Origin of the sequence: Sphingomonas sp. Leaf9 (genome assembly GCF_001421355.1) — a bacterium.
Lineage (GTDB): Bacteria > Pseudomonadota > Alphaproteobacteria > Sphingomonadales > Sphingomonadaceae > Sphingomonas.
Map to the genome: position 1 here is coordinate 546,962 of NZ_LMKC01000001.1, position 24,434 is coordinate 571,395.

Annotated in this window: 27 protein-coding genes; 11 read left to right on the forward strand and 16 right to left on the reverse strand. The window is 65.9% G+C overall.

The window, feature by feature from the left end; all coding sequences use genetic code 11:
• Positions 1 to 385 precede the first annotated feature (385 nt).
• The gene (locus tag ASE58_RS02645; RefSeq protein WP_055817626.1) at positions 386 to 2,284 is read left to right on the forward strand and encodes a ribonucleoside-diphosphate reductase subunit alpha; all 1,899 of its coding nucleotides are present in this window, start codon (positions 386 to 388) and stop codon (positions 2,282 to 2,284) included.
• A gap of 181 nt (positions 2,285 to 2,465) precedes the next feature.
• On the forward strand, positions 2,466 to 2,840 hold the full coding sequence (locus tag ASE58_RS02650; RefSeq protein ID WP_055760117.1) for an endonuclease domain-containing protein: 375 nt from the start codon (positions 2,466 to 2,468) through the stop codon (positions 2,838 to 2,840).
• 68 nt (positions 2,841 to 2,908) lie between these two features.
• On the opposite strand, the gene ASE58_RS02655 is transcribed toward ASE58_RS02650, so the two are convergent.
• Positions 2,909 to 3,184: a DUF2171 domain-containing protein gene (locus ASE58_RS02655; protein WP_055760115.1), complete on the reverse strand. Its 276-nt coding sequence runs from the start codon at positions 3,182 to 3,184 to the stop codon at positions 2,909 to 2,911.
• Between the two features lie 53 nt (positions 3,185 to 3,237).
• Here ASE58_RS02655 and ASE58_RS02660 point away from each other — a divergent pair, with 53 nt between their 5' ends.
• Positions 3,238 to 3,438 carry a hypothetical protein gene (locus ASE58_RS02660; RefSeq protein ID WP_055760112.1) on the forward strand — a complete coding sequence of 67 codons (201 nt, stop codon included), beginning with the start codon at positions 3,238 to 3,240 and terminating at the stop codon, positions 3,436 to 3,438.
• A 130-nt stretch (positions 3,439 to 3,568) separates the two neighbouring features.
• Positions 3,569 to 4,618: a ribonucleotide-diphosphate reductase subunit beta gene (locus ASE58_RS02665; protein ID WP_055817628.1), complete on the forward strand. Its 1,050-nt coding sequence runs from the start codon at positions 3,569 to 3,571 to the stop codon at positions 4,616 to 4,618.
• Between the two features lie 469 nt (positions 4,619 to 5,087).
• Here the strand turns inward: ASE58_RS02665 and ASE58_RS02670 are convergent, their stop codons facing one another.
• A complete protein-coding gene (locus ASE58_RS02670; protein ID WP_055818148.1) occupies positions 5,088 to 5,390 on the reverse strand; it encodes an HNH endonuclease in 303 nt (100 codons plus the stop codon).
• A gap of 170 nt (positions 5,391 to 5,560) precedes the next feature.
• Between ASE58_RS02670 and ASE58_RS02675 the strand changes: the two genes are divergently transcribed.
• Entirely contained in the window at positions 5,561 to 5,872 is a 312-nt protein-coding gene (locus ASE58_RS02675) for a hypothetical protein (RefSeq protein ID WP_055817630.1), read from the forward strand.
• Positions 5,873 to 5,928: 56 nt separating this feature from the next.
• Here ASE58_RS02675 and ASE58_RS02680 read toward each other — a convergent pair whose 3' ends face one another.
• Together ASE58_RS02680 and ASE58_RS02685 are read right to left on the reverse strand one after the other, a co-directional pair.
• Complete coding sequence (locus tag ASE58_RS02680; protein ID WP_055817632.1) at positions 5,929 to 6,531, reverse strand: hypothetical protein; 603 nt, start codon at positions 6,529 to 6,531, stop codon at positions 5,929 to 5,931.
• Positions 6,532 to 6,690: 159 nt separating this feature from the next.
• Positions 6,691 to 7,317, reverse strand: a complete 627-nt coding sequence (locus ASE58_RS02685; protein WP_055760097.1) for an outer membrane protein — start codon at positions 7,315 to 7,317, stop codon at positions 6,691 to 6,693.
• 306 nt (positions 7,318 to 7,623) lie between these two features.
• Here ASE58_RS02685 and ASE58_RS02690 point away from each other — a divergent pair, with 306 nt between their 5' ends.
• The gene (locus tag ASE58_RS02690; RefSeq protein ID WP_055817634.1) at positions 7,624 to 8,934 is read left to right on the forward strand and encodes an NAD(P)/FAD-dependent oxidoreductase; all 1,311 of its coding nucleotides are present in this window, start codon (positions 7,624 to 7,626) and stop codon (positions 8,932 to 8,934) included.
• 238 nt (positions 8,935 to 9,172) lie between these two features.
• On the opposite strand, the gene ASE58_RS02695 is transcribed toward ASE58_RS02690, so the two are convergent.
• Both ASE58_RS02695 and ASE58_RS02700 read right to left on the reverse strand, forming a co-directional pair.
• Entirely contained in the window at positions 9,173 to 9,475 is a 303-nt protein-coding gene (locus ASE58_RS02695) for a hypothetical protein (protein WP_055760091.1), read from the reverse strand.
• Between the two features lie 11 nt (positions 9,476 to 9,486).
• Positions 9,487 to 12,336, reverse strand: a complete 2,850-nt coding sequence (locus ASE58_RS02700; protein WP_082467571.1) for a M16 family metallopeptidase — start codon at positions 12,334 to 12,336, stop codon at positions 9,487 to 9,489.
• A 189-nt stretch (positions 12,337 to 12,525) separates the two neighbouring features.
• On the opposite strand from ASE58_RS02700, the gene ASE58_RS02705 reads away from it, so the two are divergent.
• Positions 12,526 to 12,675, forward strand: a complete 150-nt coding sequence (locus ASE58_RS02705; RefSeq protein ID WP_156347579.1) for a hypothetical protein — start codon at positions 12,526 to 12,528, stop codon at positions 12,673 to 12,675.
• Between the two features lie 75 nt (positions 12,676 to 12,750).
• Entirely contained in the window at positions 12,751 to 13,206 is a 456-nt protein-coding gene (locus tag ASE58_RS02710) for a hypothetical protein (protein ID WP_055817639.1), read from the forward strand.
• A gap of 2 nt (positions 13,207 to 13,208) precedes the next feature.
• Here the strand turns inward: ASE58_RS02710 and ASE58_RS02715 are convergent, their stop codons facing one another.
• Both ASE58_RS02715 and ASE58_RS02720 read right to left on the reverse strand, forming a co-directional pair.
• Positions 13,209 to 14,207, reverse strand: coding sequence for a hypothetical protein (locus tag ASE58_RS02715; protein ID WP_055817641.1), 999 nt, complete (start codon positions 14,205 to 14,207; stop codon positions 13,209 to 13,211).
• Positions 14,204 to 14,980, reverse strand: a complete 777-nt coding sequence (locus ASE58_RS02720; RefSeq protein WP_162233497.1) for a glycosyltransferase family A protein — start codon at positions 14,978 to 14,980, stop codon at positions 14,204 to 14,206. Before ASE58_RS02720 ends, ASE58_RS02715 begins: the two co-directional genes overlap by 4 nt.
• A gap of 123 nt (positions 14,981 to 15,103) precedes the next feature.
• Between ASE58_RS02720 and ASE58_RS02725 the strand changes: the two genes are divergently transcribed.
• Positions 15,104 to 16,159, forward strand: coding sequence for a glycosyltransferase (locus ASE58_RS02725; protein WP_055817645.1), 1,056 nt, complete (start codon positions 15,104 to 15,106; stop codon positions 16,157 to 16,159).
• Positions 16,156 to 16,926 carry a glycosyltransferase family 2 protein gene (locus ASE58_RS02730; protein ID WP_055817648.1) on the forward strand — a complete coding sequence of 257 codons (771 nt, stop codon included), beginning with the start codon at positions 16,156 to 16,158 and terminating at the stop codon, positions 16,924 to 16,926. The genes ASE58_RS02725 and ASE58_RS02730 overlap by 4 nt, the downstream gene beginning before the upstream one ends.
• A 290-nt stretch (positions 16,927 to 17,216) precedes the next feature.
• On the opposite strand, the gene ASE58_RS02735 is transcribed toward ASE58_RS02730, so the two are convergent.
• The 8 genes from ASE58_RS02735 to ASE58_RS02770 all read right to left on the reverse strand — a co-directional run bounded on the left by ASE58_RS02735 (position 17,217) and on the right by ASE58_RS02770 (position 23,412).
• Positions 17,217 to 17,624 (reverse strand): hypothetical protein, encoded by a 408-nt coding sequence (locus ASE58_RS02735; RefSeq protein WP_055817650.1) that lies wholly within the window; start codon positions 17,622 to 17,624, stop codon positions 17,217 to 17,219.
• A 2-nt stretch (positions 17,625 to 17,626) separates the two neighbouring features.
• Entirely contained in the window at positions 17,627 to 17,836 is a 210-nt protein-coding gene (locus tag ASE58_RS02740; RefSeq protein WP_268795047.1) for a sulfurtransferase TusA family protein, read from the reverse strand.
• Positions 17,833 to 19,206: a ribosome biogenesis GTPase Der gene (der, locus tag ASE58_RS02745; RefSeq protein ID WP_055760065.1), complete on the reverse strand. Its 1,374-nt coding sequence runs from the start codon at positions 19,204 to 19,206 to the stop codon at positions 17,833 to 17,835. The genes ASE58_RS02740 and der overlap by 4 nt, the downstream gene beginning before the upstream one ends.
• A gap of 202 nt (positions 19,207 to 19,408) precedes the next feature.
• The gene (locus tag ASE58_RS02750) at positions 19,409 to 20,740 is read right to left on the reverse strand and encodes an outer membrane protein assembly factor BamB family protein (RefSeq protein WP_055817651.1); all 1,332 of its coding nucleotides are present in this window, start codon (positions 20,738 to 20,740) and stop codon (positions 19,409 to 19,411) included.
• Positions 20,741 to 20,768: 28 nt separating this feature from the next.
• Complete coding sequence (locus tag ASE58_RS02755; RefSeq protein WP_055817653.1) at positions 20,769 to 21,470, reverse strand: tetratricopeptide repeat protein; 702 nt, start codon at positions 21,468 to 21,470, stop codon at positions 20,769 to 20,771.
• 194 nt (positions 21,471 to 21,664) lie between these two features.
• The gene (gene panB, locus ASE58_RS02760; protein ID WP_055817655.1) at positions 21,665 to 22,525 is read right to left on the reverse strand and encodes a 3-methyl-2-oxobutanoate hydroxymethyltransferase; all 861 of its coding nucleotides are present in this window, start codon (positions 22,523 to 22,525) and stop codon (positions 21,665 to 21,667) included.
• Positions 22,526 to 22,549: 24 nt separating this feature from the next.
• Positions 22,550 to 22,990: a hypothetical protein gene (locus ASE58_RS02765; protein ID WP_055817657.1), complete on the reverse strand. Its 441-nt coding sequence runs from the start codon at positions 22,988 to 22,990 to the stop codon at positions 22,550 to 22,552.
• Between the two features lie 65 nt (positions 22,991 to 23,055).
• Positions 23,056 to 23,412 (reverse strand): ArsC family reductase, encoded by a 357-nt coding sequence (locus ASE58_RS02770; protein WP_055818155.1) that lies wholly within the window; start codon positions 23,410 to 23,412, stop codon positions 23,056 to 23,058.
• A gap of 640 nt (positions 23,413 to 24,052) precedes the next feature.
• Here ASE58_RS02770 and ASE58_RS02780 point away from each other — a divergent pair.
• Complete coding sequence (locus tag ASE58_RS02780; protein ID WP_055817661.1) at positions 24,053 to 24,268, forward strand: hypothetical protein; 216 nt, start codon at positions 24,053 to 24,055, stop codon at positions 24,266 to 24,268.
• Positions 24,269 to 24,434: the final 166 nt, after the last annotated feature.

Consider the following 24,434-nt stretch of genomic DNA (forward strand, 5'->3'; position numbering starts at 1 on the left):
GTTTCTCCGTTGTACGGCGAACATGGATTGCCGGCATGATCACCCCGACCGGCACCATGACGCAACCCCGCCGGGCCGAAAAAATAGTGGCACTGCCCATTTAGCCACTTGCTTTTCCCGAAGGCGGCAGAGGTCCGCGCGTCGCGGCAGGGCCGCCACCGCGGACCCGATCCGTTCCCCGTCGCGCGCAAAATTTAGCCGCTTGCGCCGGGGCCGATTTCCTACAATTAGTGGTGCCGATGGCGGCGCACCCGCTAGACATAGTATAACGCCGACCGAAACCGGTGACGCGCCCTTTGCGTCGCCGGGTCTCGTTCGGGCCGGCGACACGCCGATTTTTGTACGCAGGGGCATCCATTCCCCGCCGAACACAGGAAACGGGACGATGACCTTTCAGGATAGTCAGGACGCCCAGATGAACGAACTGCAATTCGCCGATCCGGCCCCCGCCGCCCCGGCCCCCGAGCGCAACAGCCGCACGGTCGACGCGCTGCTCCACGCGGTCGAGGTCGATCATTCGCGCGACGCGCTGCTGACCGATTTCGGCAAGGATACGCTGAAGGACCGCTATCTCCTGCCCGGCGAATCGTACCAGGACCTGTTCGTGCGCGTGGCGTCGGCCTATGCCGACGATGCCGATCATGCCCAGCGGCTGTACGACTATATCTCGAAGCTGTGGTTCATGCCCGCCACACCGGTCCTGTCGAACGGCGGCACCGGTCGCGGCCTGCCGATCAGCTGCTATCTGAACTCGGTCCCCGACAGCCTGGAAGGCATCGTCGAGACATGGAACGAGAATGTGTGGCTGGCCTCGCGCGGCGGCGGCATCGGCACCTATTGGGGCAGCGTGCGCGGCATCGGCGAGCCGGTCGGGCTGAACGGCAAGACCAGCGGCATCATCCCGTTCGTCCGCGTGATGGATTCGCTGACGCTCGCCATTTCGCAGGGGTCGCTGCGCCGTGGGTCGGCCGCCTGCTATCTCGACGTCAGCCACCCGGAGATCGAGGAGTTCCTCGAAATCCGCAAGCCCAGCGGCGACTTCAACCGCAAGGCGCTGAACCTGCACCATGGCGTGCTGATCCCCGACGCGTTCATGGAAGCGGTGCGCGACGGCACCGAATGGGAGTTGAAGAGCCCCAAGGACGGATCGGTTCGCACGACGGTCGACGCGCGTTCGCTGTTCCAGAAACTGGTCGAGACCCGCCTCGCGACCGGTGAGCCCTACATCGTGTTCAGCGATCACGTGAACAACACGATGCCCAAGCATCACCGCGACTTGGGCCTCAAGGTATCGACGTCGAACCTGTGCAGCGAGATCACGCTGCCGACCGGCCGCGATCACCTGGGCAACGACCGCACCGCCGTGTGCTGCCTGTCGTCGTTGAACCTCGAAACCTGGGACGAATGGAACGGCGACAAGCGGTTCATCGAGGACGTGATGCGTTTCCTCGACAACGTGCTGACCGACTATATCGAGCGTGCGCCCGACGAGATGGCGCGTGCCCGCTATTCGGCGGAGCGCGAGCGCTCGGTCGGCCTCGGCGTCATGGGCTTCCACTCGTTCCTGCAGGCGCGCGGCCTTCCGTTCGAAGGCGCGATGGCAAAGGCGTGGAACCTCAAAATCTTCCGCCATGTCGCCGCGCAGGTGAACGAGGCGTCGATGCACCTCGCCAACGAGCGCGGCCCCTGCCCCGACGCCGCCGACATGGGCGTGATGGAGCGGTTCAGCTGCAAGATGGCGATCGCGCCGACCGCGTCGATCAGCATCATCTGCGGCGGCACCAGCGCGTGCATCGAACCGATCCCGGCGAACATCTACACCCACAAGACGCTCAGCGGCTCGTGGTCGGTCAAGAACCCGTATCTCGAAAAGCTGCTCATCGCGAAGGCGAAGAACAGCGACGCGGTGTGGAATTCGATCCTCGAGCGCGGTGGATCGGTCCAACATCTCGATTTCCTCAGCCAAGAGGAAAAGGACACCTACAAGACCAGCTTCGAGATCGACCAGCGCTGGCTGCTCGAACTGGCGGGTGACCGTGCGCCGTTCATCGACCAGGCGCAGTCGCTGAACCTCTTCATCCCGGCCGATGTCGAGAAGTGGGACCTGCTGATGCTCCACTATCGCGCGTGGGAGCTGGGCATCAAATCGCTCTATTACCTGCGGTCGAAGTCGGTGCAGCGCGCTGGGTTCGCAGGCGGCGTCGAGGCGGACAATACGTCGGAACTGGCCAAGTTCGATCTGGGCGAGACGACCGATTATGACGAGTGTCTCGCATGCCAATGATCCCCCGGATCATCGGCCATGTGCTCGACACTCTGGCCTGTCAGTAAGCGGGTCGCCCTGCCTTGCCCAAGCAAGACAGGGACAGACCACGGCGGGCGTCTGACGACGTGGTCGCGGGACGCTGATCCCTCTCCCGTTGGGAGAGGGAGGGAGCCGCTTCAGCGGCGGAAGGGTGAGGGCGATGCGCATGTATCAGCAGCAACCGTCCGGAACGGTCGACCGCGCCCGCGACCTGCGTCGTAATGCAACCGATGCCGAGAAGAAGCTCTGGGCAGGTCTGCGCCGCGCCTTCCCTGAACTGCGATTCCGGCGGCAGGTGCCGGTCGGACCTTATTTCGTGGATTTCCTGAGCGTGCGAGCTGGTTTGGTCATCGAAGTGGACGGCGGGCAGCATGATGCCGATGCGGCCTATGACGCGCGTCGGACGGTGGTGCTGAACCAGCAGGGGTTCCGTGTGGAACGCTTCTGGAACGACGACGTGCTGACCAATCTCGACGGGGTATTGCAGCGGGTGGCTGCGCTGGTTGCTGACGTGCGTGAAGGCGAGTCGGCATGATGCCGCTCGCCCTCACCCTTCCGCCGCTGCGCGGCTCCCTCCCTCTCCCGTCGGGAGAGGGAAAGACGTCAGATGGCCGAACCGTCCTCTTCGGTTTCGAACGTCACCGCCACATCGGCGTTGGCGCTCAGGCGGACGGTGTTGCCCTCGACCTCGGCGACGAGGCCGCCGTCGATATAATGGTGATGCCCGGTATGTGCGCCCTGCGCCCCTTCGACATCGGCACCGCTGTCCTTCTTGGTCAGCTTGATGCGGTCGCCTTCGACGCGATCGACGGTACCGACATGGACGCCATCGGCACCGATGACGTCGGCATGTTCGTTGATGTTGCTGAGATCGGCCATGTTTCTTCTCCGTTGGGGGCGGCGGTGAAACGCACGTCCGCGCACTTGGTCGCATGACCGCGAATGTCCTCATCATGTTGTCGGTCGCGCTGGTATCTGGCGCGGTCGGGCTGTGGCTGCTGCTGCGCCTGCGCTCACGCGCGACGGCGCAGAGCCGCTACGCCCATGGCATGGTCGGGGTCATGGCAATGGCGCTGGGGATTATCCTGACAATCTTTGGCATTGCGCAATGGTCGTGGGGCAGCACGCCATGAACCGATCCGACCCTATCCCCGCAAAGGCGGGGGTCCAGAGCCACGAGCGACGACGTTCGCAACCCTAGGCTCCCGCCTGCGCGGGAGCACCATAGATTTCCAGAACAACCCAGTTTCCCCGGAGTAACCCATGTCGCTCACCGAAGCCCGCAAGCAGTACAAGCCGTTCGAATACCCCTGGGCGTTCGATTTCTGGAAGCGCCAGCAGCAGATCCACTGGATGCCCGAAGAGGTGCCGTTGGGCGAGGATTGCCGCGACTGGGCGCAGAAACTGACGCCGCACGAGCGCAATCTGCTGACGCAGATCTTCCGCTTCTTCACCCAGGCGGACGTCGAGGTGCAGGACTGCTACCACGAGAAATATGGCCGCATCTTCAAGCCGACCGAGGTCAAGATGATGCTGGCCGCCTTCTCCAACATGGAGACGGTGCATATCGCGGCGTACAGCCACCTGCTCGACACGATCGGCATGCCCGAGAGCGAATATGGCGCCTTCCTCGAATATAGCGAGATGAAGGACAAGCACGACTATCTGCAGAATTTCGGCGTCGATACCGACGAAGACATTGCCAAGACGCTGGCGATGTTCGGCGGCTTTACCGAAGGGTTGCAGCTGTTCGCGTCGTTCGCGATGCTGATGAACTTCCCGCGCTTCAACAAGATGAAGGGCATGGGGCAGATCGTGTCGTGGTCGGTCCGCGACGAGAGCCTGCACTGCGAAGGCATCATCAAGCTGTTCCACGCCTTCTGCAAGGAACGCGACTGCATGACGCGCAGTGTCCGCGACGACATTGCCGATATGTGCCAGACGACGGTGCGGCTGGAGGACAACTTCATCGATCTCGCCTTCGAAATGGGCCCGGTCCACGGGATGACCGCGAAGGAAATCAAGAAGTATATCCGCTACATCGCCGACTGGCGGCTGGGGCAGCTGGGCATGAAGCCGATCTACCTGATCGACGAACACCCCCTGCCGTGGCTGGCGCCGCTGCTGAACGGCGTCGAGCACGCCAACTTCTTCGAACAGCGCGCGACCGAATATTCGAAGGCAGCGACGCGCGGCAACTGGAACGAGGTCTGGGACGGCTTCGACAAGCGCCAGAAGGCCAAGGTCACCGCGCCGGCGAACGAGGAAGCTGCCGGCATGGGGGATATGTTTGGGGGCGTTGCGGCGGAATAAGCGCCGGGCAAGGGGTAGTGAAAGCTACCCCAAGCCGCACAAGGCGCGGCCGGCCGGCGGTGCCTGCAGCACCGTCCGACGGCATGGGCTTTGCCCATGTCGGCCGCCCAAAGTTCACTAAGTTCACACTCGTGCGCTGTCGCCGCGCCGGGCAAGCGGCAGCGCAAGCTGCCCCGAGCCTCAAGGCGCGGCCGGCCGGCGGTGCCCGAAGCACCGACCGACGGCATGGGCTTTGCCCATGCCCGCGCTCCAAAGTTCACTAAGTTCACACTCGCCACGCGGTTTGTGCGTGATGCGTTCGAACCGTTCAAAGAGCGCGGGGCGTGGCGTCCCGGCGACACGATGCCAAGGGTCGGTCGTGTAGGACAGCGGGAAACGCCCTTCCGTCCCCCCGGCCCCCGCTACCTCGTAGCGGTAGCGAGGAAGAAGCGGGACCGCGGGTCAAGCCCGGGGTGACGTGCGGGCCACGCTACCGCCCCCGCCGCACCGGCGCGCGGAAGTCGGCGGGTTTGTCAGCCACCCAGCGCACGAACCTGGCCACCGCCGGCACCGCCCGCAGCGCGTCGAGATCGGCGAGCGGGCCGGCGAGTTCGGCGTTGGTGGCGCTGGCGTGGATGGTGCGGTGGCAGATGGGGTGGAGCGGCACCGTCTCGCGCCCGCCTTCGCTCCTGGGCACGCGGTGGTGCCATTCGACCTGCGCGCCGATCGGGCGGTCGCACAGCGCGCAGGCGAGCGGCGCTTCGGTGCGGGCCGCCAGTGCCTCCGCCGCCATCAATCCTGCCTTGCGCTTTACCCGTCCGGCCATGCACGAAGAGATCGGGCGCATCGCCGCAATTGGCAAGTGTTTCGACTGGTCGCTCCGAAGATGAACGCCAGATGAAGGAACCGCTACTGTGCGACACGGGTTACAGCCCGGCAAGTTCAGGAAAAGGGAGAACCCCCATGAACCGCACGACTTTGTTGATCGCCGCCGCCACAAGCGCGGTGATCGCGACGCCAGCGCTGGCCAAGGACCGTCGGACGGTACCGGTGTATTCGGACTATAATCCCTATTATCTGGATTATAAGACCGACATCTCCGAAGCGAAGCGCGAGCTGCGCAAGGATTTGGCCCGTGCCGACGATGCCGCCAGCCGCAAGGACGCGTGGGCGGAATATCATCGGGAAGTGGCCGATGCCCGCCATGATTTCCGCAAGGAGATGGCCGAACGCGGCATGATCGTCCGCAACGGGCGGGTGACGGTCGAAGAGTAACCGCGGCACAGCGGTCCTACGGGAGAAGGCCGTCGGGTTCGCGCCCGGCGGCCTTTTCAATATATCCTGTCGAACTGCCAACCGGTCAGACGGAGCATCGCCATGCCGGTGGATCGGATCGGTCCTTGTTCCGGATAGAAGCGATCGACCATCTTGTAGCGCTGGCCAACGGCGCGTTCGACGATCCATTGCGATCCGTCCATCCCGTTGGTGCATTCATCGGTACCGGAGGCCATGCCGAGCGGGTTGTTGGCGACCAGCCGCCGTCGCAAATCCGCCGTCTCCTCCGCCGTCAACTGTCGATCGAGACGCCGCTTTATCGTGCCGGGCGCGTACCCGCCCTGCCCGGTCAATTCGGTGGCGATCAAACGACCCCGCGCAGCCTGCATATTTTCGATCCGCACGATGACAGGCGCGTGGTTTGTTCGCAGCCACAGAAATCGCAGTGTATCGCCCCGACCGGCTCTAGCCTGCTGGAATAGCGAGGGTTCCTGCGCGGCACGCAGATGCTTGGAATACCATTCGCGGCGATGATCGGAAAACCGTGCGAACGTCCGTTGGAAGTTCGGGCAATAGGTTTCCAGCCGTTCGTAGAAGGGCGGGAAATATAGCGGCGTCGACGTTGCCTGCGCCAGCGCGAGTAACCCCGTCCACACCATCGTCTCATCCTCGTGGCGAAGCGACAGCCTTCCACGGAACCGCCACGCATGCAACCGACGAACAAAAGGCCCCGGACGAACCCGTCCGGAGCCTTTCGCGATACGCAATTACCGGGGCGGGTCCCGATACGCCGGACCCGCCCGAAACTGGCACGATGCTTAGAAGTGGGTCGTCAGACCCAGCATCGGACGGAAGCTGTGGGCCGAACCGAAGGTCGACACTTCACCGCGCAGGCGGACGCCCGAGTTGCCGGTGATGCCGCCCAGGCCAATGTCCTTCGGTCCGACTTCGAAACCGGCGCCATAGGTCATTTCGTTATAGTCGCGGCTGTCGTTGCCGAAGCGCGCGAAGTTGACCCAGCGATAGCCGACCTTGCCGTAGATCAGGCCCGAGTCACCGGCACGGACGCCGAAACGACCAGCTGCGCCGTAATCCCAATCGATGTCGCCCGACACGCCCTTCGAGACGCTGCCTTCGGCACCGACGAACACCGGGCCCAGCGGCACGTTGAAACCGACGATGCCTTCGACCAGGGCGCCGTTCAGCTTGTCGTTACGCGCGACGAGCGGGATGCCGGCCTTGGTACGCTCGGAGTCGAACTGCTCCCAGCCGCCCATCACGGCGACATACGGTTCGAAACCGATGCCGCTGGTGCCATCGGGCGCGGTCACGGCGGGGGCGGGTTCGGTCGTCGGAGCGTCCTGCACCACGGTGGCGTCCTGCGCGAAGGCGGGAGCGGCCGTGAAGGCGACGGCGGCAGCGGCGATGGTGAAAAGCTTACGCATACAAAACCTCATCAGCGTTTACGGTCCCGACGTCGAATGGTGCGCCGGTTTATCCGTGGCTCCTCTGAACCCGAAAACCGGCAAAGTGTTGCATCGCATTGCAACATGCGCGTCATCAAATCGGATACTGTTGCTTCCGGGCAACGGTATCTGTCACCGAGATGAACGAACCGTGGCCGGGGTGCCCGGACCATGGTTACAATGTGGCAACAGCGGCACGGCGGCGGGGCACGGTGCCTGCAACGATCGCCGTGCCGATGGGTTGGGAACGGTATACCCAGACGCGAATCGGAGGGCAAACAGCCTATGCGACCCCGGATCATCATCGTCGGTGCCGGTTTCGGCGGCATCGCGGCGGCGCAGGCACTGCGGCGGACGGATGCCGAAATCACCCTGATCGACCGCACCAACCACCATCTATTCCAGCCCTTGCTGTATCAGGTCGCGGGTGCCGCGCTGTCCCCCGCCGACATCGCGACGGCCAATCGCGAGCTGCTGCGCCGCAATAAGAATACCCGGATATTGATGGCCGAAGTCGCCGGGGTCGACGCGGATCGGCGCGCGGTGTGCCTTGCCGATGGCCGGCGCCTGCCGTTCGATCACCTGATCCTGGCGACCGGCGCGGCCTATAGCTTCTTCGGCAACGATGCGTGGCGCGAGCATGCCTATGTGCTGAAATCGATCGACGATGCCCTGGCGATCCGCGCCGCGCTGCTGAGTGCGTTCGAGCGGGCCGAGCAGTGCGACGACCCGGCGGAACGGCAGCGGCTGCTGACCTTTGCGGTGGTTGGCGGCGGGCCGACCGGGGTCGAGCTGGCCGGTACCATCGCCGAACTGGCGCGCACGACGCTGGCGCGCGACTTTGCCGCGATCGATCCGCGCCGGGCACGGGTGGTGCTGTGCGAGATGGGCGACCGCATCCTGACCGCGTTCGACCCGCCCTTGCCGCAGGCGGCGCGCGCAATGCTGGAATCGCTGGGCGTCGAGGTCCGGACGGGGGAGAAGGTGCGCGAGATCGACGCGCGCGGGCTGACCGTCGGCGATCAGCGGATCGATGCGGCGGCGGTGCTGTGGGCGGCGGGAACCGAGGCGCGGCCGGTGGCAACGTGGCTGGCGGCGGACGCGGCGCGCAATGGCGCGGTGAAGGTCGCGCCCGATTGTTCGGTGCCGGGCCATCCGGACATCTTCGCGATCGGCGACGTGGCGAGCTTCGATGGCGGCGACGGCCCCCTGCCCGGCCTGGCCCCGGTCGCTAAGCAGCAGGGGCGTTTCGTCGGCCAATTGCTGGCTGCGCGGATCGCGGGGAAGCCCGTGCCCGACCGGTTCCGCTATCGCGACTATGGCACGATGGCGGTCATCGGGCGGTCGCGCGCGGTGGCGGAACTGGGCGGGTGGAAGCTGAAGGGCTTCGTCGCATGGCTCGCCTGGTCGCTGGTGCACCTGATGCTGCTGGTCGATTTCCGCAGCCGTGTGTCGGTGTACGTCCATTGGGCGTGGTCGTGGTTTACCTATGGCCGGGGCGCGCGGTTGCTGACCGGCTATGCGCCCGAGCCGGGGGACAAGCCACGTACGGCGGGACTGCCGGAGATCGAGGCGGAGGTTCGGGCGGCGGAATAGGGTTCGGTGTGCCCCTGGAGTATTATGATGTCAGGCCTGCCCGTTTGTCCTGAGTAGCCACTGAGCTTGTCGAAGGGGCGTATCGAAGGACCACCACAGGTGCTTCGATACGGGTCTTCGACTTCGCTCAGCCCCTACTCAGCACGAACGGGCAGGTTTCATGTCATCAAGGTCCAAAACACAGAACGGCCCGCCCGCAACAGGTGCGGACGGGCCGTTCCGTTCACGTCACCGCAGATCAGCCGACGCGGTTGCCCGCCATCGGGAAGCTGCCGAACGCACCCGCGCCGACCGTGCCGGAGATGGTGTCGCCATCGACGGTCGCTTCGCAATCGAGCGTCATCGGCATCGGCACGACGATCGCGACCTTCCAGCTCAGCTTGTCGCCATCGACCTTGCCGTCGGTGATCTCGGTCGATCCCATCGCCCCGGAATAGGTCCCGGTGAAGCTGCTGCCGTCGCTCTTGACGTTCAACGTCGCCTGCTGGTCGCCCATCGGCGACTTGGTGATCGTGTTCCAGCTGCCATCGACATTGGCCATGTTCGCTCTCCTTACTTCGCCGGGGTGGGGGCGGTTGCCGGCGTTGCCGATACCACCTCCACCGGCAGGCCCAGCCCGTCAAGCTGCGGACGGACGACCTTCGCATCGCCGACCACCACATAGACGAAGCGGTTGGGGTCGATTGTCGCGCGTGCCGCAGCGTCAAGCTGGGCCGTGGTCAGCGCGCGATATTTTTGCGGCAGGGTCGCCTGGTAATCGTCCGGACGGCCGAGGAAGTCGTTGTTCCGCATCGCCGCCAGCACCGCGCCCGACGTTTCATAGGTCCCGGCCAGCTGCCGCGTCTCGCCATCGATCGTGCGGCGGAATTCGACCGGCGTGACGCCGTTCTTGCCCAGGAAGCCGTTGATCTGTTCGCGCAGCGACGCAATCGACGCCCCGGTCTTGTCCGCCTGCACCGGTGCGGAGATGACGTAGGGCACCGCATTTTCCATCAGGCGATACCCCCCGCCCGCACCGTACGACCAGTGCTTGGCTTCGCGCAGGTCCATGTTGATCCGGCTGAGGAAGCCCGAGCCGAGCACGGTGTTGGCGGTGGTCGCCGCCAGCGTGTCCGACTTTGCCTGCACCGGCGTCATCTGCCCCGCGACGATCAGCGACTGCGGTGAATTGGGCCGGTCGACCAGGACGATCTTCGGCGCCGTCGTCGCGCGCTGTGCCGGGAAGCGCTTGGTGCCGGCCGCACCGGTCGCCTGCCAGTTGCCGAGCGAGGCGTTGAGCGCTGCCTGCACCTCGGCCAGCGGGCGGTCGGACACGACGAACACCTTCGCCTTGTCCGGGCGCAGCCACGCGCCGCGCCATGCGACCAGATCGTCGCGCTTCATCGCCATGACCGCCGCGGGATCACCCACGCCCGCCGCCAGCTTCGCATACGGGCTGTCCGTGCCATATAGCAGCGGCGGCAGCGTCATGTCGGCAAGGCCCTGCGGATTGGTCCGCTGCTGCCCGATCTGCGCCAGCACCTGCCCGCGCACTCGCTCCAGTTCGTTCGCGTCGAACGCCGGGTTGCGCAGCACGTCGGCGAACAGCCCGGTCGCGCTGGTCAGATTGGCGCTGGGCACTTCGAAGCCGATCGTCGTCTGGTCGGGCGAATTGCCGCCCGACATGCTCATGCCGAGCTTTTCCTTGGCCTCCGCCATCGCGATCGAATTGCGGGTGGTGGTGCCTTCGTCGATCAGCGCCAGCGTCATGCCGGCGGTGCCGAGCTTCCCCGCCACGTCGGCGGCGGTACCGGCGTCGAACACCATCGACACCTGCGTCACCGGGACGGCGATACGCTGGGCATAGACCAGCTCCATGCCGTTCGACAAGCGGCTGTGCGTGACCTTCGGGAATTGCAGCGCGGCACCGCTGTCGGCGACGCCCGGCATGGCGCCGCGCGTGCCCTTGAACGGTACCTCGGCGGCCGGAGCGGCGGGTGCGGCGGCAACCGCCTTCGCTTCCTCATAGCCCTCGCGCTGCCCGTTCTCGACGATCAGCGTATAGGCCGGGCGCGACATCCACTTCTGCGCGGCGGCGCGCGCGCGATCCGGCGTCATCGTCGCCAGCGCGTTCAGCTCCTTCTTGTAGAAGCCTGGATCGTTCGAATACAGCTGCCCCGACGCCAGCGTCACCGCCTTGCCGCCGAACCCGCCGACCGATTCCAGCCCGCCGATGGTGCCCGATACCTGCGTCGTGGCGACGCGCGCCACTTCGTCGGCGGTGGGGCCGGTGCGCAGATAATCGGCGATCATCTGGTCCAGCTTCGCCTCGACGACCTCGGTCTTGACGCCCGGACGGACGATCGCGCGGACGATCAGCATGCCGGCCTGCGACAGCGACTGAACGCCGGCCGAGACCTGCACCGCCAGCTTGTCCTTCTTGACCAGTTCATTGTCGAGCCGCGACGAGGCGAGGCCGCCAAACGCGCTCATCGCGACGTCCAGCGCCGGCGAATCGGGATCGTTCAGGCCCGGCACCGGCCAGACCTTCATGATCATCGTCGCGGCGACATTATCCTTCATCACCTCGCGCACCGGGGCGGCCAGCGTCGGCACGGTGATCTTCGGCAGGACCGATTCCGGCCCCTTGGCGATCTTGCCGAAATATTTCTCGACCAGCGGGCGCGCTTCCTTCGCGTCGATATCGCCGGCGAGCACCAGCACCGCATTGTTCGGGCCATAATGGCCGCGGAACCAGTTCTTCACGTCCTCCAGGCTGGCGGCGTCGAGGTCGGCCATCGAACCGATCACCGAATGGCGATACGGGTGCCCCTGCGGAAAGATGCCCTCGGTCATCTTGTAGCGGACGAGGCCGTAAGGCTGGTTGTCGCCCTGCCGCTTTTCATTCTGCACGACGCCGCGCTGTTCATCCAGCACGCCCTGCGTCACCGCGCCGAGCAGATAGCCCATGCGGTCGGATTCTAGGAACAGCGCCCGGTCGAGCGCGGGCTTCGGCACCGTTTCGAAATAGTTCGTGCGGTCGTAGCTGGTGGTGCCGTTCAGGTCGGTCGCCCCGATCGAGCGCAGCGGATCGAAGAAATCGCCCGGCGCATTTTCCGACCCATTGAACATCAGATGTTCGAACAGATGCGCAAACCCGGTCTTCCCCTCCGGCTCATGCTTCGACCCCACGTCGTACCATACCGACACCGCGACGATCGGCGCCTTGCGATCGGTATGGGTGATGACGGTCAGGCCGTTGGGCAGCGTGAACTTCTCGTAGGGAATGTCGACCGGCGCGACCAGCGCGGACAGCGGCGCGGCCTTTACCGGCGGCGCGGCGGGCGCGGGCGCCTGCGCATGGGCGGCGGTTCCGGCAAGCGCAGTGGAAGCGAGCAATACGGCAGCGACGGTACGAAACATGGAACCCCACCCATTATCGATAAACGGAATGCAGGTGTATGGCGTGCGCGGGACACGCGCAAGCCGGTTCCATTGCCCAAATCGCGCCGACGCCTTGCGCGTCTGTAACATATGATGTCGCCGGAGCGATCCGGTCGATTGGCTGTTTTCCTGAAGCTTCCAGTGATTATGTTGCATCGCGCCATGACTATGATGTTCGACACTTTCCGCGCGATCCTCCCGCACTCCGACCGGTTCGACCGCCTGCTGGCGATCGGCTGGGAGGATATTGGCGGGGTCGTCCTTGCCATGGGGGCCGTCGCGTTCATGACGGCGGTGGGTGCCATTCGTGCGCGTTGAGCCGCCGGCGTCCTATATTGCTGCGCGGCAACATTTCCTGGAACGGGTTTACTCCAAGGAACAAGGGTTTTGCGTATGATCCGTTCGACTGCGGTCCTGCTGGCCGGGGCGCTGCTCGCCGCCTGCGGCACCTCGACGTCCCCCGCACCGGAGGCGACGGCGAACGAGACCGTCGACCTGCGCCATCTGGTCGAAACCGAGGTCGCCGGGAACGGCATCGAACGCTATCCGCTGGAGGGCGTGGAAATCCCCACCCCGTCCGACGGTCAGTCGCGCTATGAGGTCCTGCGCCAGCGGCGGACGGCGGCCGGCACGATCATCGCGATCCTGCGCCAGCAGCGCGGCGACCGCTTCGTCTATGCCCGCACCGAACTGGATTGCGAGCGCAAGCTGTTCCACGTCGTCGGGGTCGCCGATACGCGGGCGAAGGTGGAAACCAACGTCGCGCATGACGGGCCGCTGCGGTCGACCGACGGCATGCCGCTGCGCCAGGAACTGTCACGCTTCATCTGCGCGCGGGCGTCGGCCTGAGGCTATTCGCCCGCCGGCGGAACGGCCGGCGTGGCGACCTCCGCCTCGAAATCGGGATCGACTTCGGCGACCGGCAGCGTGCCGCGTCGCCGTTGGAAGCTGGTCAGCAGGAAGAACAGCAGGTTGGACCCCTGCGTCAGCGCGCCGCCGGCCAGCAGCAGCCCGGCCATCGCGGCGCGGGGGCCATCGACGATATGGCTCATCTCCAGCGCGGCCGACAGGAACAGCAGGTCGCGGTTGGGCACGATCGGCAGGCGACTGATGACCATCTGCACCGTCAGGAACGTGACCCACACGCCCAGCGGTTCGGCGGGCAGCACCACCGCCCATTGCGTCGCCTGCAACAGCACGACGATCAGGATGCGCGCGACATGGATGCCGAGCACCGCGCCGGCGATCCGCCAGCTGACCGACAATATCTGCTTGCGCAGCCGCAGCAGCAGCGGCGTCAGGAACGCGGCGACCAGCAGCCCGGCAAGCAGCATCCCGCCCGCCGAATGCAGCCAGTCGGCGATCCATTTCGCCCGGCCCGTCCCCATGAAGATGACCAGCAGGACCGAGGTGATCGCCGCCGACGCCAGCGCGGAGAGGATCGCATTGTCCTTGATCGCCAGCAGCAGCGTTTTCGAGGCGATGCCCAGCCGCTGGCGCGCCCAGACGAACAGATAGACCTCCCCCGAATAGCCGACGAACGCCGAATTGAAGACGCGCTTGCGCACGAACACCGGCAGACTGCCGGGCAAGGGGCGGCCGAGCAGCAGGCGGAAGATCCACACCTCCGACACCGGCAGCGCCATGAACATCACGACGAACAGGATATAGAACCACGGCGTGCGCGGCAGGGCGGCGGCGACGTTGGTCCAGCCGATCGCGCGGACCTTCAACACCAGCCACAGCAGGACGCCGACGAAGAACAGCGCGCGAAACACCGTGCCCGCCCGCGCGGCGGCCGGCGTCTGCGACCATTCGTGCAGCCGTTTGGCGCGGTCGGAGAGGGTCACGCGAACACCCCGGCGCTACGCGAATCAGCGACGAACGCGTCGAACGCGGCGCGCGTAGCGGGGTCGAGGCGGAAGCGCGAATGGCCCCACACCCCGCCCGGCAGGAACCGGCGCACGGCATATTCGATCGCGGCCAGCGGCGTGTTGCGCACCCGCCGTTCGAAATGGGTCCGCTCCCACGTATTGGCCCCGTGGAACGCGCGGACGAACAGCCCCGGCGCGTCGAGCACGCCGATCCGCTCGAGCGGCCAGTGGCCGAGGAAATCGGTATCCTCGCCCCGCCGCTTCTCGGGATAGCGCGCGGACGGATCGGCGCGGTGGACGATGCTGCCCGGCACACCCGGCTCCAGCGTGCCGACATAGGGGTGGTCGAACCAGTCGGGCGCATCGAGGTGCATCAGCGTGCCGCGCAGGACACAGGCGTCCCTGCCGCCATCGAGCACCGCGACCTGCCGCGCCAGCCGGTCGGGATGATACCAGTCATCGTCGTCCCACTGCGCGACGATGGCCCCGCGCGCCAGGTCGAGCGTGCGGTTGCGCAGACGCCCCAGCGTCGTTTCCGGCGTTTTCGCCACCCGGTCGTAGATCAGCCGGTCGGCGGGGATATCGGCGAAGAGCGGGGTGTAGTTCTGATCGCCGTCATCGACGACCACCAGTTCGCGGTTCGCCCAGCGTTGCCGCAGAAAACAGTCGACCGCCCGCCGCGCCAGCCCGGCACGGTTCGCGGTCACCATCACGCAGCTTACCCGCGCGCCGTCATCGGACCAGTTCATCGCCAGCGCCTTAGACCCGGTTTGGAAAGGCGTCGAGACGCCTTTCGTCGTGCGGCGCCGGGCCGGTGCCGCACCACAATCGCTAGTGGCGTAACGCTCCGGTCGCTGGTAGCCGGATCGGTGATGCGGATCGTCTTCGTCCTGACCTATCCCACCCATCACGGGGTCGCCGATGTGCGCGAGTGGTTGCGCTGGGACAATCGCGACCGGCGGATGCCCGGCATCCTGACCGAGCAGGGCGTCGAGGTCGAGCTGTGGGGGCTGGCGCGCGAGCCGCTCGACACGATGTCCGACCTGCCCGGCATCGCGCCCTACCCCATCCGCCTGTTCGCGCCGTCCAATCCGCAGGCCAAGACCCGCGAACAGAAAAGCGACGCGATGGTCGCCGCCGCGCGGATCGATCCGGCAACGTTGTTCGTGCTGATCGGCAGCAATGGCGGCGCGGGGTTCGACCTGTTCGACCGGGTGCTTCGGCCGGACCAGCGGCGCTTCGCGGTTATCATCGGTGGCGACTGGTGGAGCCGGATCGTGCCGCACGCCGCCTTCGTATTCCCTGAATCGGCGGTGCAGGAGGCGAAGCTGACCCGGCCGGGCTGGCGCTTCTGGCGGCGAGCCATTCCAGAGGCGCGGATGCAGCGGCTGCCCAAGACGATCGATACCGACCGCTTCGCGCCGCAGCCGGCGGACAAGCGGTTCGACGTGATCGCGACCAGCCGGCTGACCCGGTACAAGAAGTTCGACGAGATCGCGGCGCTGGGCGAAACCCACCGGGTCGCGGTGATCGGTGATGGGCCGCAAGGCGACGACCTGCGCCGCCGCTTTCGCAAGGTTGCGTGGCTGGGGCATGTGCCCAATGCGCAGGTGCCGTCGGTGCTGGCGCAGTCGCGGCTGTTCTTCCATGCCGGGCGGCGCGATTATTTCCCGCGCGCGATCCCCGAAGCGATGGCGTGCGGCCTGCCGGTCATCGCGTTCGACGACCGGATCGGGCCGGACGTGATCCCGCCGGCCTGCGGGCTGCTGGTCAAGGACAACGACTATCGCGACAAGGTGGCCGCGCTGCTCGCCGATCCAGCGGCGGTGGCGGCGATGGGCGCGGCGGCGCGCGCCCATGCGGTTGCTACCCATGGCGCGCGGTCGTCGGAGGCCGCCTGTCGCCGGTTGATGGAGCTGGCCGCGTGACCCGCTGGACGTTCGTCATCGCCTATTACAACGAGGCCGATTTCCTGCCCGCGACGCTGGCGGCGCTGGCCGGACAGACGGTGCCGTTCCGGCTGGTGCTGGTCGATAACGGATCGACCGACGGATCGGACGTGATCGCTCGTGCCTTTACCGCGCCGGGGGTCGAGGTGGTGCACCTGTCCGAAGCCCGGCCGGGCAAGATCCATGCGCTGGAATTGGCGATGGGGCAGCTGACTACCGAGTTCTGCGCATTCGGCGATGCCGATACCTGGTATCCGCCGCACTATCTGGCCGAGGCGGAGCGGGCGTTCGATGCCGATCCGCGCACGGTGGCGGTGATGGCGCTGGGCGTCGATGCGTCGAGGCAGAAGCTGCGCCGCGCGCTCTATTCGGGCTTCGTGACGAAATTGCTGTCGAAACAGACGCATACCGGTGGATATGGACAGGCGTTTCGAACTTCGGCGCTGGTCAAGGCGGGCGGTTTTTCGGAACAGCTGTGGCCCTACGTCCTGCTCGACCACGAAATCATGCAGCGCGTCGCGAAGCTCGGCCGCATCGTCTATCCCTATGATTTCTGGGCCAAACCCTCGCCGCGCCGGTCGGACCGGCGGCGGGTCCGCTGGACGCTGGGCGAGCGGATTCTGTACCACGCGACGCCATTCGCGGCGAAGGACTGGTTCTTCTACCGCTTCCTCGGGCCGCGGTTGAAGGCTCGGGGGATTACCCATTTGAATTTGCGGGATAAACCCTGGGAAGCGAAGCCGTAAGTCGGTTCAAAGTTCATGATGTTCACACTCGTGCGCATTTCGTAGCGGTCGTGACGTTTGGCGGTGTTGCCGGTTGGAGTTTCAGGCGCCGGGCGGAGGATGGCACGGCGATCACGCTGTAGGAAAGCCACGATGTAGGGCGTACCCGTTCGTCCTGAGTAGCCACTGAGCTTGTCGAAGGGGCGTATCGAAGGACCGCGACCAGATGCTTCGATACGGGTCTTCGACTTCGCTCAGCCCCTACTCAGCACGAACGGGCAGGTTCGATGGCATTGGGCTTCAGCAGAGCGTCAGTCTGCCGGGCGAACCTCCCGTATTGCCCGTTCCGCATCGCCCAACAGCGCCCCGAACGCCACGAGCAGTTCCGGGGCGGACGGCCATTCCCATGGTAACATGCGGTCGCCATCGGCACGGAAGCTGTCGGTACTCGCCTCTCGCCAGATGCGCGCGGACCAGCGCCCCTTGAACATCGAGGCCGTACCGGGTGCAGGAGCGTCCAGCCGGATTTCGGCGGACACGCGACGATATTCCAGATCGACCAGATCGGTGCGTTCAAGCCGCAGTCCCCACCATGGCCAGTCGCGGCCGGTGCGGTTGGACGTATCGCGCACGACCGCCGTCGCGAACAGCGCGCTGTCCCGACACTGTGCCGCGAACGAATCGAGCGTGCGCATTCGATCGACGAAAGCGGCGGTCATCGTCAGGCGGCCGTATCCCGCTCCACTCGGAACACCCCCTCACCCACCACGTTCAGCCGCGCACCAACCGCCGTGGCCGCGCTCGCCAGTTCGCCCGCCGCGCGGGGGTCGTCCGCTGCGATCTCCACCACCGACGCCCCGTCACGCAGCGCCCGCGCCAGCCGGATGGCGGGCCAGGGGCAGCGCATGCCGCGGGCGTCGATGCGGGTCACTTCGAATGGTCGAACGGGTTCTTCGGCGCGCGCAGGTTGAGGCGAACCGGGACCGCGCCGAAGCCGAATTCCTTGCGGATGCCGTTGATGAGATAGCGTTTGTAGCTTTCGGGCAGGTCATCGACGCGCGTGCCGAACAGCACGAAGCTGGGCGGGCGGATGTTGTTCTGCGTGATGTAGCGCATCTTGATCCGCTTGCCGCCGGGCGCGGGCGGCGGGTTTGCCTCCAGCGCGCGGTCGAACCAGCGGTTGAGCTGTCCGGTCGACACGCGGCGGCCCCATGCCTCGCGGGTTTCGAACGCGGCCTGCATCAGCACGTCCAGCCCCTTGCCGGTCGCCGCCGATACGGTGAGCAGCGGCACGCCGCGTGCCTGCGCCAGGCCTTCGTCGAGCGCGCCCTTCACGCCGTTGAACAGCGACGATGCGTGTTCGGCGATGTCCCATTTGTTGAGCGCGATCACCAGCGCGCGGCCCTCTTGCAGCACGCGGTCGGCGATCTTGATGTCCTGCAGCTCCAGCCCGCGCGTACCGTCGAGCAGCAGCACGACGACCTCGGCAAAGTCGATCGCGTGGAGCGCGTCGGCGACGGAGAGCTTTTCGAGCTTCTCCTGCACCCGCGCCTTTTTCCGCATGCCGGCGGTGTCGATCAGGCGGACGGGCCGGACACGGCCATCGGGGGCGGTCCAGTTCCAGTCGACCGCGATCGAATCGCGGGTGATGCCGGCTTCGGGGCCGGTGATGAGGCGGTCTTCGCCGAGGAAGCGGTTGATGAGCGTCGATTTGCCCGCATTGGGGCGGCCGACGATGGCGAGCTTCAAGACGGCGGTGTCGGGGTCGAACTCGCCTTCGTCCTCCGGCTCCGGCTCGTCCTCGCGCTCGACGAACGGGCGCAGCGCGTCGAACAGGTCGGCAACGCCCTCGCCATGTTCGGCGGACATCTGCACCGGATCGCCAAAGCCCAGCGCCAGCGATTCGAGGACACCGTTTTCGCCCGCGCGCCCTTCGGCCTTGTTCGCGACCAGGATCACGGTGCCGTCGGCCGAGCGCAGCCAGCGGGCGATTTCCTCATCCAGCGGCGTGATGCCGGCGCGGGCGTCGATCATGAACAGCGCGACATCGGCCATTTCGACCGCCGCCTGCGTCTGCATCCGCATCCGCCCCGGCAGGGTCGCGGCGTCCTCATCCTCGAATCCCGCCGTGTCGACGATGGTGAAGTCGAGGCCGAGCAGGTTCGCCTGCCCCTCGCGCCGGTCGCGGGTCACGCCCGGCTGGTCATCGACCAGCGCCAACCGCTTGCCCACAAGGCGGTTGAACAGCGTCGACTTGCCGACATTGGGACGGCCGATAATGGCGACGACGGGTAAGGGCATGGGGATTCCTGGGGTGACGGGTTGCCGCCGAGTGTAGGGGAATGGGGTCGGGGGGTCGAGGGTGTGCGCTCAGCCCGCCGCCATCGTCATTCCGGCGCAGGCCGGAATCCATTGTGTCGGGTGCTGGCGATCAAATCGCAACGTCACCCCATCCATGGATTCCGGCCTGCGCCGGAATGACGGATGGGGTGACGAGAGCGCGTTACTTCCAGGCGGTCAGCTGCCCGGCGTCGTCCAGCAGGTACAGCATCCCGTTGGCGACGACCGGCGACAGATTGTAGCCCGCCTTCGACCGGGTGTCCTGCGTCGTCGTGATGCTGCCATCGGCGGTCGAGGCCGAGACCAGCTGCCCTTCGGTATTGGCGAGGATCAGGCGGTTGCCGGCGAGGATCGGGCCGACCCAGCTGATCGGGTTCTTGCGCTTCTTGACGTTGCGGAAGCCGGGCAGCTGCTGGACCCAGCGCAGCTTGCCGCTGCCGCGCGAGATGCACAGCAGGCGGGCGTCGTCGGTCACGACGAAGATCCATTCGCCCGCGACCCACGGCGTCGAGATGCCGGCGAGATTCTGTTCCCACAAACGCTGGCCCGACACGAGTTCGAGCGCGACCATGCGACCGCCCTGCCCGACCGCATAGACGCGGCCATTGTCGATCACCGGTTCGGCATCGATATCGGCCAGCGCCGACACCGAGGTCGAGGCCGAGGTGCGCGACAGGCTGTCGCCCCACACCGAACGGCCGTTTTCATAGCGATAGGCGTTCAGTTCGCCCGACGAGAAGCCAGCGACGACCGTCCCCTGTGCCGAGGCAGGCGCGGCGACGCCGAACACACCCTGCGATTCGATGCTGCCCGACTGTGTCCACACGACCTTGCCGTCGCTCTGGTCGAGCGCGAACAGCTGGTTGTCCTGGCTGACGACATAGACCTGCCCGTTGGCGAGCGAGGGCGCACCGCGCAGGGGGCCGCCGGGCTTGGCGCGCCACACTTCCTTGCCGTCGGCCACGTCGAACGCGACGACATCGCCCAGACCATCGGTGGCGAAGGCGCGATTGCCCTCGACCGACACGCCGCCGCCAAAGCGCGCGCGGGTGTTGCCGTCGCCCTTGACGGTCTGCGCGGTCCACACAGTGGCACCGGTCGCGGCGTTCATCGCGGTGACCATGCCGTTGACGTCGATGACGTACAGCCGGCCGCCGACCACGACCGGCGCGGCGGCAAGGCGGGTGCGGGTGTTGCCACCCTCGATCCGCGTGCTCCACGCCTGGGTCAGTGTATCGCCGAGTGCCACATGGCTCATCGATTTCGACGCGTTGCCGCCAGGCTGCGACCAGTCGGCGTTGGTCTCGGCGATCGGCAGGACGACCTGAAGGTTTGCCAGCGCCGGATCGACCTCCGCCAGATTTTCGGAGGCGAGGATCGGCACGCGCTGTCCGACGACGGGCGTGCGCGGCCCGCCCTTGCCCTTCAGGGCGCTGCAACCGCCCAGCAGCGCCAACGCCGCGACCGCTGCCGAGAGTTTCAGATGCGTCTTCATGGGAAGGGGTTCCGGTATCGAAAGGAAGTTATTGCGCGGCGACGGTCGGCGCGGCGGGCGCGGCATCGACGCCGAGCGAGCCGGCCATCTGCACGGCGCGGGCACGGATGCTGTCGGGCACGCCGTCGCTCTGCGCGATCAGGCCAAAGGTCTGTCCGGCCTGTTGCAGCTTGTTCTGGCGCAGATAGGCGACCGCCACCATCTCGCCCGCGCTGCCCAGCCACGGGCTGCCCTTGTCGGCAAGGCCGCGCAGCCGGTCGATGACCTGCTGGGGTTGCAGCGAGTCGTACTCGACCGCGGTCTGGCGGACGAGGGCCATGTCGCGGAACGGCTGGGCCAGGGTTTCGTCGGCAGCGACCTTGGCAAAGGCGGCGGCGGCACCCTTGGTATCGTTCTTCGACAGCAGCATGTCGGCCTGCGTCAGCAGCGCGGTGGCGCGCACCGCGTCCTTGTCCGAGCTGGTCAGCTTGCCGACGATATCGCTCGCCTGCGCGACGCGGCCCTGCTGGATATCGTCGAGCGCGATGGCGAGCTGTTCACCCTGTTCGCCGGCCAGCGTGTTCTGGTGATGGTTCCACCACGTCCACCCGCCGAACGCGGCGAGTACGACCAGGACCGCGACGATGATCCACAGGCCGTAGCGCTTGCCGATGTTCGACATCTGCTCGCGGCGCAGCTCTTCATCGACTTCGCGGATGAAGGCTTCGTTGTTTTGCGGGGTCAACGCCAAGGGAACAGCTCCGGGGGATAGATCAAGCGCGCTCCTTTAGCCGACACCCATGCGAAACGAAAGCGAATGGTCGTAGGCGTCGGTGCCGGGGTGGGACCATGGGTTGGCGAAGCTGTGCGGGGGGTGAACGGACTGCCCGGCTACACGTCACCCCGGACTTGATCCGGGGTGACGTGTGGGTTGCGCGGTTCCGCTCAATTCTTCGGCGCGTAGAGTTGCGCCGGGCCGGGAAAGGTCCGGTCGCGGACCTCTTCGGCGTAGGTCGCGACCGAGCCGGCGATCTGTCCGGCCAAGTCGCCATAGGTCTTCACGAAACGCGGCGTGCGTTCGAACAGGCCGAGCATATCCTCCGCGACCAGCACCTGCCCGTCGCACTGCGCCGATGCGCCGATGCCGATCGTGGGACACGCAATGCGACGGGTGATCTCCACCGCGATCGGCTCGACCACGCCCTCGATCACGACCGCGAAGGCGCCGGCGTCGGCCACTGCCACCGCATCGGCGACGATCTTTTCCGCCTCCGCCGCGCTCCGCCCGCGCGCGCCATAGCCGCCCAGCTGGTTCACCGCCTGCGGCGTCAGGCCGACATGGCCCATCACCGGGATGCCCCGCTGCGACAGGAAGGCGACGGTTTCGGCCATCGCCGTGCCGCCCTCCAGCTTCACCGCCGCCGCGCCGGTCGCCTTCAGCAGCATTGCCGCGCTTTCGAACGCCTGTTGCGGACTTACCTCGTAGCTGCCGAAGGGCAGGTCGATGACGACCAGCGCGTGATACGACCCGCGCACCACCGCCGCGCCATGCGCCGCCATCATGTCGAGCGTGACCGGGACCGTGGAGGGCAGACCGTAGATCACCTGCCCCAGGCTGTCGCCGACCAGCAGCATGTCGCACTGCGCATCCATCAGCTGCGCCATGCGCACGGTATAGGCGGTGAGCATCACCAGCGGGGTCTTGCCCTTGGCGGCGCGGATCGCGGGGATAGTCAACCGCTTCATCGGCGCCGGGGTGGGCGTCGCGCGGCTGGTGGCGGTGTCGATGGTAAAGGTCGTGGACATGGGTGCCGCTCTAGCCGAGCGGGATCAGCGAAGCCACCCGCGCACGATGCCGTGACGCGCCACCGCCAGCTGCCACAGCGCGATCGCAAAGATCACCAGCGGGAACGGAACGGTCGCCGCCGCACCTTTCCGCGCGATCAGGTCGGTCGCGGTGAAGACCCAGCCGAACTGGATCGCGACCGCCAGCAGCGACGCCGCGAACAGCCCCGCCGCCCAACGCCGCCCGAGCAGCAGCGCGACGCTGCCCAGCAGCCCGCCCCAGGTGGCGATGCCGTAGATCCAGTCGAACCAGCCCGGCAGCGATGTGTAGAAACGGCGGTCCTGCTCGTTCATCGCCGCCAGCGCGGCCGGGCCCATCGTCACCTGGCTATAGAAGGCGAAGACGCCGATAGCGCCCCACAGCAGAAACAGGATGGCGACGATGCGGAACCATGGCGGCGGGGTTCGGACGAACGTCGGTGCCATATCACTCCCCACCCCTGATTCGATACGGCATCGTAATGATGCTCTGTCCCGAGTGGTTAACGCACTTATTCCGCGATGGCGAATCGCCCGGCATAGGCGTCGGGTTTGAACCCGGTTTCGATCCAGCCCGGCCCGACCAGCACCGGGCGGCGGATCATCGATGGCTGCGCCAGCATCAGGTCGATCGCCCTGGCGGCGTCCAGATCGGCCTTGTCCGCGTCGGGCAGCTTGCGGAACGTCGTCCCGCTGCGGTTGAGGAGCGTTTCCCAGCCGAGCGCATCGACCCAGCCGGTCAGCGTCGCCCGGTCGATCCCGGCCTTCTTATAGTCGTGGAACCTATAGGCGATGCCGTGCGCGTCGAGCCAGGTGCGCGCTTTCTTCATCGTGTCGCAGTTGGGGATGCCATATATGGTTAACGTCATCATCACCTCGTCATAGCTACCGGGCCAACATAGCGTTAGCGTGCAAAAAGCGGCCCGTCAGCAACCGACCCCATAGCGGACGACGGCAGATCGCGGTAATGTCGCTTAATGAGCGAAACAGGTTTCGATGCCCTGATGCACGAGGCCTGCGTAGTATGGGGTTTTTGCGGGTGTATGAAGGCCGGTGAGCCGCTCCACGTCACGCAGCTAATACCGTCCGAAGGACCGGTGTATGCCGGGCAGTTCGTGGAGTGGCTACTATTAGCGGACGACGTCAACCCGAACCTATCGAAGTATGAGTTCCATAAGGCTGCGCTTCTCGCGTCTTTTATAAAGAACATGGGCGGTGACGTTGTGGACGCGAGTTTGCTTCGATGGAGTGACTGCCAACCGGATACTATTGAGCCGGACGCCAAGCATCGGGGCTGCATACCCGACGCCACAGACGGCAGCTAACCACCCAAAGTCAGCCTAAAGGGCACGTCCGCTTTTTTGCATACAGGCGTGACAACATGGTCGCAGTTGAGGATGCCGTAGAGAGTTATAGGCATAGCTGCTCCTTGATCTTGAACGACAAAAATTCGAATGGCCCGCGTCGCTGGCTATTGCCATTCGCCCGATCCAACATAGGATCGAGGACATGGCAAAACTGTTCGCCACATTACCGATCATTGCAGCGATACTTTATGCCGCATCAATCGGATGGATGATTTGGTTCACCTTTGCGTTCTTTGGCTTTAACTGGAATCTGAGCGATATCGGCGGCAAGGTGGGGTTTGGTGCGGTGGCGCTATCGCCAATTCCCGTCATCATATATTGTTTCCGACGCGCGCGATCGCTGCGGCAGCAGTCATGATCGAAGTCGGCCAGCTTCATCATCCGACTACGCTTCTGACAGATTGCTCACGATTGGCGTTTCCGTAATGGGTCGAGGTGATCGATTGCTGGCAGTTATTGGGCTGCACCGCCGATAACGCGTCGATGCCGGAAAACAGGGTCAGGCTATTGCTGCCGATGGAACC